Source organism: Pseudomonas sp. MNR3A (assembly GCF_009650575.1).
In the GTDB taxonomy this organism is placed as follows: Bacteria; Pseudomonadota; Gammaproteobacteria; order Pseudomonadales; family Pseudomonadaceae; genus Aquipseudomonas; species Aquipseudomonas machongensis.
This window is the reverse complement of record NZ_VZZS01000030.1, coordinates 194,271-209,414: the sequence shown is the minus strand read 5'-3', so window position 1 is coordinate 209,414 and position 15,144 is coordinate 194,271. Positions and strand designations below refer to the sequence as shown.

The window sequence follows — 15,144 nt, the reverse complement described above, 5'->3', positions numbered from 1 at the left end:
TCCGTGCCGACCGGGTCGGCCCGTATTCCAAAGGAGTGACACCATGCTGGTGATGCGCCCCGCGCAAATGGCGGATCTGAATGAAGTGCAGCGCATGGCTGCCGACAGCCCCATTGGTGTCACCTCGCTGCCCGATGACGCGGGCCGCCTGGGCGACAAGATCGCCGCCTCGGAAACCTCCTTCGCTGCCGAGGTGAGCTTCAACGGAGAAGAGAGCTATTTCTTCGTGCTTGAAGACAGCACCTCCGGCAAGCTCGCCGGCTGTTCGGCCATCGTCGCCTCGGCCGGCTATTCCGAGCCGTTCTACAGCTTTCGCAACGAAACCTTCGTGCACGCTTCGCGCGAGCTGAAGATCCACAACAAGATCCACGTTCTGTCGCTGTGCCACGACCTGACCGGCAACAGCCTGCTGACCAGCTTCTACGTATTGCCCGAGCTGGTGAACAGCGGCTTCGCCGAGCTCAATTCGCGCGGTCGCCTGCTGTTCATGGCCTCGCATCCCGAGCGTTTTGCCGACTCGGTGGTGACCGAGATCGTCGGCTACAGCGACGATCAGGGTGAATCACCGTTCTGGGACGCCATCGGGCGCAACTTCTTCGACCTCAACTACGCCGACGCCGAGCGCCTGTGCGGGCTGAAGAGCCGGACCTTCCTCGCCGAACTGATGCCGCACTACCCGATCTACGTGCCGTTGCTGCACGACGAAGCCCAGGAAGCCATGGGCCAGGTGCACCCGCGCGCGCAGATTACCTTCGACATCCTGATGCGCGAGGGTTTCGAGACCGAGCACTACATCGACATCTTCGACGGTGGCCCGACCTTGCATGCACGCACTTCGGCGATCCGCTCGATTGCCCAGAGCCGCGTGGTGCCGGTCAGGATTGACGACACGCCAGTCAAGGGCGGGCGCCCGTACCTGGTGTGCAACGGCCAGTTGCAGGACTACCGCGCCGTGCTGCTGGAACTGGACTGGGTGCCGGGCAAGCCAGTGGCACTGAGCAATGAAGCTGCCGACGCCCTGGGCGTCGGTGAAGGTGGCAACGTCCGTCTGGTTGCCGCCTGAGCCTGCGCGAAGCTGGCAAGCGCGATTCGCGGCAGGCAGAGGCCGCCGCACAAGGAGATAGCATGATCGTTCGTCCTGTACGCAGCAGCGATTTACCCGCGCTGATCGAATTGGCCCGCAGCACCGGTACCACCGGGCTGACCACGCTTCCTGCCAACGAGGAGCGACTGGCCCGCCGTGTCGGCTGGGCCGAGAAGAGCTTCAGTGGCGAAGCCGAGCGCGGCGACACCGACTACCTGTTCGTGCTGGAGAACGACGAAGGCCTGGTGGTCGGCATCAGCGCCATCGCCGGCGCCGTCGGTTTGCGCGAGCCTTGGTACAACTATCGGGTCGGCCTGACGGTCAGCGCCTCGCAGGAACTGAACATCTACCGCGAGATCCCGACCCTGTTCCTGGCCAACGACCTGACCGGCAACTCCGAGCTGTGCTCGCTGTTCCTGCGCAGTGACTACCGCAGCGGGCGCAATGGGCACCTGCTGTCGAAGTCGCGCATGCTGTTCATCGCCGAGTTCCCTGACCTGTTCGGCAAGAAGATCATCGCCGAGATGCGTGGTATGTCCGATGCTGCCGGTCGTTCGCCGTTCTGGGAAAGCCTGGGCCGCCACTTCTTCAAGATGGAATTCAGCCAGGCCGACTACCTCACCGGCGTGGGCAACAAGTCGTTCATCGCCGAGCTGATGCCCAAGTTCCCGCTGTACACCTGTTTCCTGTCGGAGGCTGCGCGCAGCGTCATCGGGCGCGTGCACACCGACACCGAGCCTGCGCTGGCGATGCTCAAGCGCGAAGGTTTCAACTATCAAGGCTACGTCGACATCTTCGATGCCGGCCCGGCAATCGAATGCGAGACCGCGAAGATCCGAGCCGTGCGCGAGAGTGAAACCCTGGTGCTGGCGGTCGGTACGCCGGGTGACGACGCCACGCCTTACATCATCCACAACCGCAAGCGCGAAGACTGCCGTATCACCGCAGCGCCCGCGCGTCTGGCGGCCGGGACATTGGTCGTCGATCCGCAGACCGCCAAGCGCCTGCGCCTGGGCGTTGGCGATAACGTTCGCGCCGTGCCGCTGACTGCACCCCGGGAGACCCAATAATGACCACGCATTACATCGCCGGAAACTGGCAGGCTGGCCAGGGTGACGCCCTGCAATCGCTCGACCCGGTCAGCCAGGCCGTGGTCTGGCAAGGGCAGGGCGCGACGCCTGCTCAGGTCGAAGCTGCGGTGCAGGCGGCGCGCAATGCCTTTCCGGCCTGGGCGCAACTGAGCCTGGAGGCGCGCATCGCCGTGCTCGAAGGCTTCGCTGACCAACTCAAGGCCAACGCCGACGAACTGGCCCGCTGCATCGGTGAGGAAACCGGCAAGCCCTTGTGGGAGTCGGCCACCGAAGTCACCAGCATGGTCAACAAGGTAGCGATCTCGGTGCAGAGCTACCGCGAGCGTACCGGCGAGAAGAGCGGCCCGCTGGCCGACGCGACCGCCGTGTTGCGCCACAAGCCGCATGGCGTGGTGGCGGTGTTCGGCCCCTATAACTTCCCTGGTCACTTGCCTAACGGCCATATCGTGCCGGCGCTGCTGGCTGGCAACTGTGTCGTGTTCAAGCCCAGCGAGCTGACCCCCAAGGTCGCCGAGCTGACGGTCAAGTGCTGGATCGCCGCCGGGTTGCCGAGCGGTGTGCTCAACCTGGTGCAGGGCGCCCGTGAAACCGGTGTCGCTCTGGCGGCCAACCCGGGCATAGATGGTCTGTTCTTCACCGGTTCCAGCCGCACCGGCAACCTGCTGCACCAGCAGTTCGCCGGTCGTCCGGACAAGATCCTGGCGCTGGAAATGGGCGGCAACAATCCGCTGGTGGTCGATGAGGTCAAGGATCTGGATGCTGCGGTCTACACCATCATCCAGTCGGCGTTCATTTCGGCCGGGCAGCGTTGCACCTGTGCGCGCCGTCTTCTGGTGCCGCACGGCGCCTGGGGTGACAAGCTGCTTGCGCGCCTGGTCGAGGTCAGTCGCAGCATCAGCGTCGGAGCCTTCGATCAGCAACCGACGCCGTTCATGGGCTCGGTGATTTCGCTGCAGGCTGCCGCTGCCTTGCTGGCTGCCCAGTCCGAACTGCTGGCCAGGGGCGCGCAGGCGCTGCTGGAAATGACCCAGCCAAAGGCCGGCGCTGCCTTGTTGACGCCAGGCATCCTCGATGTTTCGGCAGTTGCCGACCGGCCCGACGAAGAGTTCTTCGGCCCACTGCTGCAGGTGAATCGCTACAGCGACTTTGATGCGGCGATCGATGAGGCCAACAACACCCAGTACGGCCTGGCAGCCGGGTTGCTGTCCGACTCGCGCGCTCGCTACCAGTACTTCTGGTTGCGCAGCCGCGCCGGCATCGTCAACTGGAACAAGCAACTCACCGGCGCCGCCAGCAGCGCACCGTTCGGTGGCGTGGGGGCCAGTGGCAATCACCGGGCCAGTGCCTATTACGCGGCGGACTACTGCGCCTACCCCGTGGCCTCGCTGGAGACCGCCAGCCTTGCCCTGCCGGCGACCCTGACGCCGGGCGTCACCCTATAACAACAGGTCTCGGAGCTAGCCGATGAAATCCTATGAAGTGAATTTTGATGGCCTGGTGGGGCCAACCCACAACTACGGCGGCCTCTCGTACGGCAACGTGGCCTCGCAGAGCAACAGCCAGCAGTGCTCCAATCCGCGAGAAGCGGCGCGCCAGGGCCTGGCAAAAATGAAAGCCCTGATGGAAATGGGCTTCAAGCAAGGTGTGCTGGCCCCACAGGAGCGACCCGATGTGGCTGCCCTGCGCCGCCTGGGCTTCACCGGCAGCGACGCCGAGGTGATCCGCCGCGCCGCCAAGGAGGCCATGCCGCTGCTCGTCGCCAGTTGCTCGGCCTCGAGCATGTGGGTGGCCAACGCCGCCACCGTCAGCCCCAGCGCCGACACGGCGGATGGGCGGGTGCATTTCACTGCAGCCAACCTCAACTGCAAGTACCACCGCAGCATCGAACACCCGACCACCAGTCGCGTGCTGGCGGCGATGTTCGCTGACGAGCAGCATTTCGCCCATCACGCGGCATTGCCGGCAGTGGCCCAGTTCGGCGACGAGGGTGCGGCCAATCACACGCGCTTCTGCCGTGCGTACGGCGAGTCGGGCGTGGAGTTCTTCGTCTATGGTCGCAGCGCCTTCGACGCGCGCTACCCGTCGCCACAGAAGTATCCGGCGCGCCAGACCCTCGAGGCCTCCCAGGCCGTGGCGCGGTTGCATGGCCTTGGCGAGGAAGGTGTGGTCTACGCTCAACAGAACCCTGCGGTGATCGATCAGGGGGTGTTCCACAACGACGTGATTTCGGTGGGTAACGGCGAGGTGCTGTTCTACCACGAGGACGCCTTCCTCGAGACCGACACGGTGCTTGGCCAGCTGCAGGCTAAACTGGCTGCAAAGGGCGGCAACTTCCAGGCCATCCGCGTGCCGCGTTCGGCAGTGACGGTGGAGGACGCGGTGCGGTCCTACCTGTTCAACAGCCAGTTGCTGTCGCGCGACGACGGTTCCATGCTGCTGGTGGTACCTGAGGAGTGCCGCAACAACGAGCGGGTTTGGAGTTACCTGAGCCAGCTGACCGGCCAGCAGGGTGTGGTGAAGGAGGTCAAGGTGTTCGACCTCAAGCAGAGCATGCAGAACGGCGGTGGCCCGGCCTGCCTGCGCTTGCGCGTGGCCCTGAAGGAAACGGAACTGGCGGCGGTCAATCAAGGCGTTATCATGACCGCCCCGCTGTACGACACCCTGGTGCAGTGGGTCGACAAGCACTACCGCGACCGTCTGGGCGAAGCTGATCTTGCCGACCCGCAATTGCTGGACGAATGCCGTACGGCACTGGATGAGTTGACCCAGATCCTGAAGTTGGGTTCGGTCTATCCGTTCCAACGCCAACCTTGATAGAGAGAATTTGCAATGTCCGACGCCCTGCGCCTGATCCTGGAAGATGAAGACGGCACCCAGCTGGAAACCTCCTGCACCCGCTTTGCGGTGGTCTGGCAAGGCAAGGAGGTGTGGATCCAGCAGGATGGCCGCGGTCAACTGCTGATCGGTGTCGATGTCGAGGAAGACGATACCGAGTACGCCAACCTGCTGCTGCGCCCAATGGCCACCAACCTGGTCAGCCTGCAGCTGGAGATGGAGCCTGCCGAGGTCGGTGAAGACGACGATCACGTGCACGGTCCGGATTGCGGTCATCACCACTAAGGAAATGCCCTATGCTCGCCCTCGGCAAACTGCTTGAGCTGACCCTGACCGATCACGAACCGGCCGAGAAGACCCAAGTGACCCCCAAGGGCGTGCGTTTGCGCTGGTTGGGGGAGGGCGCGCTGGAGGTGCGTCCGGCCGAAAGCGAAGATTGCGGGCTCGACCTGTTGTTGTCGGCTGGCATTCACGGCAACGAGACCGCGCCGATCGAGTTGCTGGAGCGGCTGCTGCATGGTGTGGCCAACGGCCAGATCAAGCCGCGTGCCAGGGTGTTGTTCCTGTTCGGCAACCCTGCGGCGATTCGCAAGGGCGAGCGCTTCATCGAGCAGGACATCAATCGCCTGTTCAACGGTCGTCACGAGCTTTCCAGTGGTTTCGAGGCGCTGCGCGCCGCGGAGCTCGAGCAGTTTGCCCGGGTGTTCTTCAGCAAGCCCGAGCGTACTCGCCTGCATTACGACCTGCACACGGCCATTCGCGGTTCGAAGATCGAGCAGTTCGCCCTGTACCCGTTCAAGGAAGGCCGCAAGCATTCACGCCGCGAACTGGCCCGCCTGGCGGCCGCCGGCATGGAGGCGGTGCTGTTGCAGAGCAAGTCGTCGATCACCTTCAGTGCCTTCACCTACGAACAACTCGACGCCGAAGCCTTCACCCTGGAGCTGGGCAAGGCCCGTCCGTTCGGGCAGAACGAACAGGTCAATCTCGATAAGCTGGAGCAGCGGCTTGTCCAGCTCATCGAGGGTACCGAGCCAGAGATCGGGCCCAGCCTCGATGGCCTGAAGCTGTTCAGCGTCGCCCGGGAAATCATCAAGCACAGCGACAGCTTCCACCTGCATTTGCCGGCGGATATCGAGAATTTTTCCGAGCTCAGCAAGGGCTATCTGCTGGCCGAGGACCTGGCCGAAACACGCTGGGTCGTGGAAGAGGAGGGGGCACGTATCATTTTCCCCAACCCCAAGGTCAGGAATGGCTTGCGGGCAGGGATTCTGATCGTGCCGGATTCCGGGCAGCGCCTGGAGTAGGGGTTCAGGGGTAAGTCAGCCTGGGTGGTAGGCCTAGTTCGTGTCGCAGGGCATTTTCGTTGAACGGTGCAGGATTGGTGACGGTGTCGGGCGTGCTTGGATCGTCGTCGAAATCGAACAAGGAGCCTGGGTTTTCGAGTCCGACAGCCAAGCGCTCGGCGTTGTCGTTCACACTTCCGGTCGCGAAGTTCCAAATGTGACAGAGCTCATGGTAGAGCATCACCAGTGATGGTGCGTCACGCCTGTGGGCCAGCGGGTTATAGCCGATTATGCAGTTCAGGATGCGATCGCCTCGCACGCCGTTTCGGATTGTCGGATCGCCTTGGGCGGGATCAAATCCAGCATAAGCATTGTCCAGTTCCGGGATCGGCGTGATGGCGACCTTCACCTTGTGCGCCACCAACTGTTCCAGAAGCCCCGAGGCACTCGGGCTGGCCCGCAGCATCACCAACTGGCGCCTGACTTTGTCGGTGTATGCGGGATCACCCTGGATATCGAAGGTGTCGAGGTATTGCGCTGGTAGCTGCGCATCGCGTGCCTCGTAGAGCAGTGGTGCGCTGAAACCGTCCTCGACGAGAATGCTGCTGGCGTTGCCGTAGAGTCGATCGTCCAGTGGCCCTGTGGACAGGCGATTGTGGCCGGCAAAGGCCTCGATGGTCGCATTGCCCGCATTGACCCTGACGACGTCGTCGCCAGCGCCGGCATACAACGTGCTGTGGGCAGCGGCGCTGTGCAGGGCGTCGTTGCCCTTGCCGCCATCGATTTCTGCTTGCCGAACCCCTTCTACCACGACGTGGTCATCGCCGGCCCCGGCGTCAATGATCACCGAGCCGGCATTCAGGGGCTGGCCATCAGGAGGCAATTGGCCCTCGATCCGGATTCTGTCGTTGCCCTCGCCGGTCTCGATCACGATGCGGCTGTCGAGGGTGGACTCGACGAATACGTTGTCGTCGCCGGCGCCAGTACGAATATGCAGCATCTCTGTTTTTGCCAGGGCCAGCGTGTAGCGGGTGGCTTCGATGCGCAGCACGATGCCTTCGGGGCTTGGATGAACCGACAGTTCGGTGTCTGGGGCCAGTGCTTCGATCAGCAGCGTGTGATCATGGCGACTGATCGCCAGTGGGCCGCTTCTGTAGGGTAGTTGTTGTCTCAGCACAAGGCCGGAAGCGGTGTGGATCATGAGGTCTTCGGGCGCCATGGGCGTCTCCTTTCGTAGGGGAGGCTGCATTCTGGCGTTCGCTCGGTGGTTCCAGTGGTACTCCTGTACCGCCTGAATGGTCAGCATGAGGCGGATGACAGGGATTTAATTTGCCGCCTATTCCCTTTTCCTTTCCCCTGGGCGGTAATTGGCTTGTCAGTGACGAAAGCTCCGATTTAGCATCCGCTCATGTCGTTTTTACCTGTTTGCAGCGGAAAAACTGTCCGTTTGCCGGTTTCCATCGCATAAACACACTGCACCTCGATTGCAGGACCGATATAATGCGGCCCTTTGCCGTCGTTTCGTCGATCCGACGCGTTAGCCAAAACGGCCGCCGTTTCCGTGGAAGAACCTATGAAAAGCGCAGAAATCCGTGAAGCCTTCCTTCGCTTCTTCGAAGAGCAGGGACATACCCGAGTCGCCTCCAGTTCGCTGATCCCGAACAACGACCCAACCCTGCTGTTCACCAACGCAGGCATGAACCAGTTCAAGGACTGCTTCCTGGGCGCCGAGAAGCGCGCCTACACGCGCGCTGTCAGCAGCCAGAAGTGCGTGCGCGCCGGTGGCAAGCACAACGACCTGGAAAACGTCGGCTACACCGCGCGTCACCACACTTTCTTCGAGATGCTGGGCAACTTCAGCTTCGGTGACTATTTCAAGCGCGACGCGATCACCTTTGCCTGGACCTTCCTGACCTCCGACAAGTGGCTGAACCTGCCCAAGGAGAAGCTCTGGGTCACTGTCTACGCCAGCGACGACGAAGCCTACGACATCTGGACCAAGGAAGTCGGCGTGCCGGCCGAGCGCATGGTGCGCATCGGTGACAACAAAGGCGCCCCGTACGCTTCCGACAACTTCTGGACCATGGGTGATACCGGCCCTTGCGGTCCGTGCACCGAGATCTTCTACGACCACGGCGCCGACATCTGGGGTGGCCCACCCGGCTCGCCGGAAGAAGACGGCGACCGCTACATCGAGATCTGGAACAACGTCTTCATGCAGTTCAACCGCACTGCCGACGGTGTCCTGCACCCGTTGCCCGCCCCGTCGGTGGACACCGGCATGGGCCTTGAGCGCATCAGTGCGGTGATGCAGCACGTGCACTCGAACTACGAGATCGACCTGTTCCAGAGTCTGCTCGATGCCGCAGCCCAGGCCATCGGTTGCCGTAACGAAGCGCAGTCGTCGCTGAAAGTGGTCGCCGACCACATCCGTTCCTGCGGCTTCCTGATCGCCGACGGCGTGCTGCCTTCCAACGAGGGCCGTGGCTATGTGCTGCGCCGCATCATTCGTCGCGCCTGCCGCCATGGCAACAAACTTGGCGCCAAGGGCAGCTTCTTCCACAAGGTCGTGGCCGCACTGGTCAGCGAGATGGGTGAAGCCTTCCCCGAGCTCAAGAGCCAGCAGGCGCACATCGAGCGCGTGCTCAAGACCGAAGAAGAGCAGTTCGCCAAGACTCTCGAGCAGGGCCTGCGCATCCTCGAACAGGACCTGGCGCAGCTGCAGGGCAAGGTCGTGCCGGGCGACGTGGTGTTCAAGCTGTACGACACCTATGGCTTCCCCATGGACCTGACGGCCGACATCGCCCGCGAGCGTGAGCTGACCATCGACGAAGCCGGCTTCGAGCGCGAGATGGACGCCCAGCGCGAGCGCGCCCGCTCGGCCAGCGCCTTTGGCATGGACTACAACAGCCTGGTCAAGGTCGATACCGCCACCGATTTCCTCGGATACAGCAGCACCGAAGGTCAGGGCAAGATCATCGCCCTGTACAAGGATGGCCAGTCGGTCGACCAGTTGGGCGAAGGCGAGGAGGGCGTGGTCGTCCTGGATCGTACGCCGTTCTACGCCGAATCCGGCGGCCAGGTCGGTGACAGTGGCTACCTGCAGGCTGGGGCTGCGCGCTTCGATGTGCGCGACACCACCAAGACCGGTGGTGCCTTCCTGCACCACGGCGTGGTGGCCAGCGGCGCGCTGCTGATTGGCGCCCCGGTCGAGGCCCGCGTGGATGCCGATGTGCAGCACGCCACCTCGCTGAACCACTCAGCGACTCACCTGCTGCACGCTGCTCTGCGTGAAGTGCTGGGCGAGCACGTCCAGCAGAAGGGCTCGCTGGTCGACAGCCAGCGCCTGCGCTTCGACTTCAGCCACTTCGAGGCTGTGACGCCTGCGCAGATCAAGGCACTCGAAGACATCGTAAACCGCGAAGTGCGCAAGAACTCCGCGGTCGAAACCATCGAGACCGATATCGAGACCGCCAAGCGCAAAGGCGCCATGGCGCTGTTCGGTGAGAAATACGGCGACACCGTGCGCGTACTGAGCATGGGCGGTGATTTCTCGGTAGAGCTGTGCGGCGGCATCCACGCCAAGCGCACCGGCGATATCAGCCTGTTCAAGATCATCAGTGAAGGTGGCGTAGCCTCCGGTGTGCGTCGTATCGAGGCGATCACCGGTGCTGCGGCGCTGGCCTACCTGAACGCTGCCGAAGAGCAGGTCAAGGAAGCGGCGCAACTGGTCAAGGGTAACCGCGACAACCTGATCGACAAGCTGTCGGCTGTGCTCGAGCGCAACCGTCAGCTGGAGAAGCAGCTCGAGCAGCTGCAGGCCAAGGCCGCCAGCGCCGCAGGGGACGATCTCTCCAGTGCGGCCGTTGAGGTCAAGGGTGCCAAGGTGCTTGCCGCTCGCCTGGATGGGCAGGATGGCAAGGCGCTGCTGGCGCTCGTCGATCAGCTGAAGAACAAGCTCGGCCATGCAGTGATCCTGCTGGGCAGCGAGCATGAGGGCAAGGTCGTGCTGGTGGCCGGCGTGACCAAAGACCTCTCCAGCCAACTCAAGGCTGGCGACCTGATGAAGCAGGCCGCTGCGGCGGTGGGCGGAAAGGGCGGTGGTCGTCCGGACATGGCCCAGGGTGGTGGCGTCGACGTCGCTGCGCTGGATCAGGCCCTGGCACTGGCCGTGCCGTTCGCCGAGCAGGGGCTTTGAGATGACGCGCCCCGCAGTCTGGTTGCGGGGCGCGTCAGGAAGGATTGTTTACTGGGTGCCCTTCGTGGGCTGAGGCACTTTGAAATGGCGTTGATCGTACAGAAATTTGGCGGCACCTCCGTTGGCTCTATCGAGCGGATCGAGCAGGTGGCCGACAAGGTCAAGAAACACCGCGAGGCAGGCGATGACCTGGTGGTTGTGCTGTCGGCCATGAGCGGGGAAACCAACCGCTTGATCGACCTGGCCAAGCAGGTGTCCGATCAGCTGGTTCCGCGTGAACTGGATGTGATCGTCTCGACCGGCGAGCAGGTGACCATTGCGCTGCTGGCCATGGCGCTGATCAAGCGTGGCGTGCCGGCGGTGTCCTACACCGGCAACCAGGTGCGTATCCTGACCGACAGCGCGCACAACAAGGCGCGCATCCTGCAGATCGATGACCAGAAGATCCGCGCCGACCTCAAGGCTGGCACCGTGGTCGTGGTCGCAGGTTTCCAGGGCGTCGACGAGCACGGCAACATCACCACCCTCGGGCGTGGTGGCTCCGACACGACCGGTGTTGCCCTGGCGGCAGCGCTGGGGGCCGACGAATGTCAGATCTACACCGATGTCGATGGCGTCTATACCACCGATCCACGTGTGGTACCGCAGGCCCGTCGCCTGGAGAAGATCACCTTTGAAGAGATGCTGGAAATGGCCAGCCTCGGTTCCAAGGTGCTGCAGATCCGTTCGGTGGAGTTCGCCGGCAAATACAACGTTCCGCTGCGCGTGCTGCACAGCTTCAAGGAGGGTCCGGGTACCCTCATTACCATCGATGAAGAGGAATCCATGGAACAGCCGATCATTTCCGGTATCGCCTTCAACCGTGATGAGGCCAAGCTGACCATTCGTGGCGTACCGGACACCCCGGGCGTTGCTTTCAAGATCCTCGGCCCGATCAGCGCCGCGAACATCGAAGTCGACATGATCGTGCAGAACGTCTCGCACGATAACACCACCGACTTCACCTTCACCGTGCACCGCAACGAGTACGAAAAGGCTCTGAGCGTGCTGGAGAACACCGCTCGTGAAATCGGTGCCCGTGAAGTGATCGGCGATACCAAGATCGCCAAGGTGTCGATCGTTGGCGTCGGCATGCGCTCCCACGCGGGCGTGGCCAGCCGTATGTTCGAGGCCCTGGCCAAGGAGAGCATCAACATCCAGATGATCTCTACTTCCGAGATCAAGGTGTCGGTGGTGATCGAAGAGAAGTACCTGGAGCTGGCCGTACGCGCGCTGCACACCGCGTTCGAGCTCGATGCGCCTGCCCGACAGAGCGAGTGACGCATTGCCCCGGGGGGCGCGGCTTTGGCCGCGCCCTTCGCGTTTCTGGCTGTCATGCGGGTTACTGTCCTTTCCTGCCTGACAGCCGACAAAGAGAGCTGGGCCTTTGTCCCGACCAGCCCTCTGTTTCCAACAGACTGTTGTCCCTGAATGAACTGCGTGAGGAGAAAGCTATGTTGATTCTGACTCGTCGGTGCGCCGAGAGCCTGATCATTGGTGATGGTGAGATCACCGTGACGGTCCTGGGTGTCAAAGGCAACCAGGTACGAATCGGTGTGAGTGCCCCTAAGGAAGTGGCTGTTCACCGCGAGGAAATCTACCTGCGGATCAAGAAAGAGAAGGACGAAGAACCAACCCTTTAATTTTTTTGAAGTTTTTTTCAAAAAAGGGTTTGCAAACGGGGAGGGGTCTGGTTAATATACGCCCCGTGTTGCGGTGAGGTGGCCGAGTGGCCGAAGGCGCTCCCCTGCTAAGGGAGTATACCTCATAAGGGTATCGGGGGTTCGAATCCCCCCTTCACCGCCATTCTTCGTGTAGGGCGCTGTAACTGGTCAAAATGCTTAAGTCGTTGAAATTAAACGAAAAAGTACTTGGCAAAACGGTTTAGCGAACTATAATGCGCGGCAAGACACGGACTCATAGCTCAGCTGGATAGAGTACTCGGCTACGAACCGAGCGGTCGGAGGTTCGAATCCTCCTGAGTCCGCCATACAATGAGGCGGTTTTCTTTGGAAGACGCATCATTTCACCAGTGGTAATCTGGTCTAAAACTACCATCGACGGACTCATAGCTCAGCTGGATAGAGTACTCGGCTACGAACCGAGCGGTCGGAGGTTCGAATCCTCCTGAGTCCGCCACTTTCTGAAGTGGCTTTGCTTGTCGAGAAATCTTCAAGAAGAGAAGCTTCGAAACCAGTGGTAATCTGGTCTAAAACTACCACCACGGACTCATAGCTCAGCTGGATAGAGTACTCGGCTACGAACCGAGCGGTCGGAGGTTCGAATCCTCCTGAGTCCGCCACACCAAAAAGCCCGCTCCTGTAGCGGGCTTTTTCTTTTCTGCCGTTCACGAATCTGTCAGTGCAACGCGGCTAGACTCCATATAAACCCCTGCTGCACATCGATGTGCTTTTTCGCTGTTGTGCGCCGTCGCACTGTTGGCTTCGAGCGTTGTCACAGCTTTATCGCGCAAACGATTGTTCCAGCCAAAAATTTAAGCGATCAGACAGCTTGAGCAGTGTATGATTGCGCCCGTCAGCCCCGCCGGGGCTTGTGGAATACCACCATGGACTTACCCAGTAGTTACCCCTTAATCCGCTTTATCAAGCCAGATCTGACCGATTGATTCTCCCGGCGTGCTCCGCTGCTGGGAGTGGAGTTCGCCTATGACCGAAGTCGAAGTAAAGAAAGTCCAAGAGAGCCTGCAGGATCGCCTCGCCCAGGTGATCGAGCTACTGCAGCGCCAGCGCGTCGTTGAGGACCTGACTCATCGTCAGGAAGGTCAGCACAACGACCTGGTGGAAAACCTCGTCCACCGCCAGAACCTGGTCGAGCTGCAGCGCAAGCTCGATGATCTGCACCCCGCCGACATCGCCTATATTCTCGAAGCCTTGCCCCTGGAAGATCGTCTGACGGTCTGGCAGCTGGTGCGCTCGGATCGTGACGGCGACATCCTTCTCGAAGTTTCCGACGCCGTACGTCAGACGTTGATCGCCGACATGGACGATCACGAGCTGCTGGCTGCGGCAAAGGAAATGGACGCAGACGAACTCGCTGACCTGGCGCCTGAGCTGCCGCGTGACGTTGTCCATGAGCTGATGGAAAGCCTCGATGCCCAGCAGCGTGAGCGCGTGCGTTCGGCCCTGAGCTACGACGAGGAGCAGGTCGGTGCGCTGATGGACTTCGAGATGGTCACCATCCGCGAAGACGTCAGCCTGGAAGTGGTACTGCGTTACCTGCGTCGGCTCAAGGAGCTGCCGGGGCACACCGACAAGCTGTTCGTGGTCGATTACGACGGCATTCTGAAGGGTGTGCTGCCGATCAAGCGTCTGCTGGTCAACGACCCGGACAAGAAGGTGGCGGAGGTCATGGCGACTGACCCTGTCAGCTTCACGCCCGAGGAAGATGCCTACGATGCTGCGCAAGCATTCGAACGTTATGACCTGGTTTCTGCACCGGTGGTCGACAAGAGCAATCGCCTTATCGGCCGTCTGACCATCGACGAGATGGTTGACCTGATTCGTGAAGAGAGCGAAAGCGAAGTGCTCAACATGGCCGGCCTGCGCGAGGAAGAAGATATCTTCGCCTCGGTCTGGCGTTCGCTGCGCAACCGCTGGGCATGGCTGGCCATCAACCTGATCACCGCGTTCGTTGCCTCGCGGGTGATCGGACTGTTCGAAGGGTCGATCGAAAAGCTGGTAGCGCTTGCGGCGCTGATGCCTATCGTCGCCGGTATCGGTGGTAACTCGGGTAACCAGACCATCACCATGATCGTGCGCGCCATGGCGCTGGACCAGGTATCTCCGGGCAACACCCGTCGCCTGATGCGCAAGGAGCTGGCGGTATCGCTGATCAACGGCCTGATCTGGGGTGGGGTGATCGGGGTAGTGGCGTTCCTGCTCTATGGCAGTTGGTCGCTGGGTGTGGTGATGACCGCGGCAATGACCTTGAACCTGCTGCTGGCGGCGTTGATGGGGGTGTTGATCCCCATGACACTGGTGCGCCTGGGGCGCGACCCGGCGATGGGGTCGAGCGTGATGATCACTGCCGTAACCGACAGTGGCGGCTTCTTCATCTTCCTTGGCCTGGCGACACTGTTCCTGCTATGACTGATTCCGCTCAAACGAAAAAAGCCAGCTTGCGCTGGCTTTTTTCGTGGGCGTTGGAAGCCTCAGGAGGCGTCGGCAGCCATTTCCACATCGTGAGCGATGAGGGCGACCAGCGCATTCTGCTGGCGATGGGTCAGTTGACGGAAGCGTTGCAGCAATTCGCGTTCGTGCAGGGACAGCTCAGGGCTGTCCAGGCGCATGCTCAGCTCGTCGCCCAGCGCACCTTCCTGGATGAGACTTTGCTCCAGGCGGGCGATGATCTCGGAGTTCATGCTGCGGTGATGGTTGCGCGCTACCTCGGCAATGCGCTCACGCATCCCGTCAGGCAGGCGGACGACGAACTTGTCAGCGGTGCGGCTGGAGTAGATAGCCTGTTTCATTGGGCGCATATAAATTGACCGGTTGTTCTGGTTCAGGGGAAGCGGTTCTCAAATTGGCCGCACGGTAGTGGGTTCGACCGTCGCGACGACAAAATGTTCAACCGTGATGTGATTTTGGATGCTCA

At 61.7% G+C, this 15,144-nt stretch carries 12 protein-coding genes and 4 tRNA genes; 14 read left to right on the top strand and 2 right to left on the bottom strand.

Annotated features, from left to right (window positions below; all coding sequences use genetic code 11):
- The first annotated feature begins 43 nt into the window (after positions 1–43).
- The 6 genes from aruF (at position 44) to astE (ending at position 6,314) form a co-directional block, all read left to right on the top strand.
- Positions 44–1,063: an arginine/ornithine succinyltransferase subunit alpha gene (gene aruF, locus F6X62_RS21235; protein WP_063545713.1), complete on the top strand. Its 1,020-nt coding sequence runs from the start codon at positions 44–46 to the stop codon at positions 1,061–1,063.
- A 62-nt stretch (positions 1,064–1,125) separates the two neighbouring features.
- The gene (astA, locus tag F6X62_RS21230; RefSeq protein ID WP_054891928.1) at positions 1,126–2,154 is read left to right on the top strand and encodes an arginine N-succinyltransferase; all 1,029 of its coding nucleotides are present in this window, start codon (positions 1,126–1,128) and stop codon (positions 2,152–2,154) included.
- Positions 2,151–3,617 carry a succinylglutamate-semialdehyde dehydrogenase gene (astD, locus tag F6X62_RS21225; RefSeq protein WP_178117577.1) on the top strand — a complete coding sequence of 489 codons (1,467 nt, stop codon included), beginning with the start codon at positions 2,151–2,153 and terminating at the stop codon, positions 3,615–3,617. Before astA ends, astD begins: the two co-directional genes overlap by 4 nt.
- 22 nt (positions 3,618–3,639) lie before the next feature.
- Positions 3,640–4,989, top strand: a complete 1,350-nt coding sequence (astB, locus tag F6X62_RS21220; RefSeq protein ID WP_153774607.1) for an N-succinylarginine dihydrolase — start codon at positions 3,640–3,642, stop codon at positions 4,987–4,989.
- 15 nt (positions 4,990–5,004) lie between these two features.
- A complete protein-coding gene (locus F6X62_RS21215; protein WP_054891925.1) occupies positions 5,005–5,295 on the top strand; it encodes a hypothetical protein in 291 nt (96 codons plus the stop codon).
- Positions 5,296–5,306: 11 nt separating this feature from the next.
- Positions 5,307–6,314 carry a succinylglutamate desuccinylase gene (gene astE / locus F6X62_RS21210; RefSeq protein ID WP_153774606.1) on the top strand — a complete coding sequence of 336 codons (1,008 nt, stop codon included), beginning with the start codon at positions 5,307–5,309 and terminating at the stop codon, positions 6,312–6,314.
- Between the two features lie 4 nt (positions 6,315–6,318).
- Here the strand turns inward: astE and F6X62_RS21205 are convergent, their stop codons facing one another.
- Positions 6,319–7,512: a M91 family zinc metallopeptidase gene (locus tag F6X62_RS21205; RefSeq protein WP_178117573.1), complete on the bottom strand. Its 1,194-nt coding sequence runs from the start codon at positions 7,510–7,512 to the stop codon at positions 6,319–6,321.
- A gap of 354 nt (positions 7,513–7,866) precedes the next feature.
- Between F6X62_RS21205 and alaS the strand changes: the two genes are divergently transcribed.
- The 8 genes from alaS to mgtE all read left to right on the top strand — a co-directional run bounded on the left by alaS (position 7,867) and on the right by mgtE (position 14,639).
- Positions 7,867–10,491, top strand: a complete 2,625-nt coding sequence (gene alaS / locus F6X62_RS21200) for an alanine--tRNA ligase (protein ID WP_153774604.1) — start codon at positions 7,867–7,869, stop codon at positions 10,489–10,491.
- A gap of 84 nt (positions 10,492–10,575) precedes the next feature.
- Positions 10,576–11,811 (top strand): aspartate kinase, encoded by a 1,236-nt coding sequence (locus F6X62_RS21195; protein ID WP_054891921.1) that lies wholly within the window; start codon positions 10,576–10,578, stop codon positions 11,809–11,811.
- Between the two features lie 173 nt (positions 11,812–11,984).
- A complete protein-coding gene (csrA, locus tag F6X62_RS21190) occupies positions 11,985–12,173 on the top strand; it encodes a carbon storage regulator CsrA (RefSeq protein ID WP_043209419.1) in 189 nt (62 codons plus the stop codon).
- Between the two features lie 72 nt (positions 12,174–12,245).
- A tRNA-Ser gene (locus tag F6X62_RS21185) sits at positions 12,246–12,336 on the top strand.
- 107 nt (positions 12,337–12,443) lie between these two features.
- Positions 12,444–12,520 (top strand) — tRNA-Arg (locus tag F6X62_RS21180).
- A 72-nt stretch (positions 12,521–12,592) separates the two neighbouring features.
- Positions 12,593–12,669, top strand: a tRNA-Arg gene (locus F6X62_RS21175).
- Positions 12,670–12,755: 86 nt separating this feature from the next.
- Positions 12,756–12,832: transfer RNA gene (locus F6X62_RS21170), tRNA-Arg, on the top strand.
- A gap of 364 nt (positions 12,833–13,196) precedes the next feature.
- The gene (gene mgtE / locus F6X62_RS21165) at positions 13,197–14,639 is read left to right on the top strand and encodes a magnesium transporter (RefSeq protein ID WP_054891920.1); all 1,443 of its coding nucleotides are present in this window, start codon (positions 13,197–13,199) and stop codon (positions 14,637–14,639) included.
- Positions 14,640–14,701: 62 nt separating this feature from the next.
- On the opposite strand, the gene F6X62_RS21160 is transcribed toward mgtE, so the two are convergent.
- Positions 14,702–15,028 carry an Arc family DNA-binding protein gene (locus tag F6X62_RS21160; RefSeq protein ID WP_029613963.1) on the bottom strand — a complete coding sequence of 109 codons (327 nt, stop codon included), beginning with the start codon at positions 15,026–15,028 and terminating at the stop codon, positions 14,702–14,704.
- Positions 15,029–15,144 lie beyond the last annotated feature (116 nt).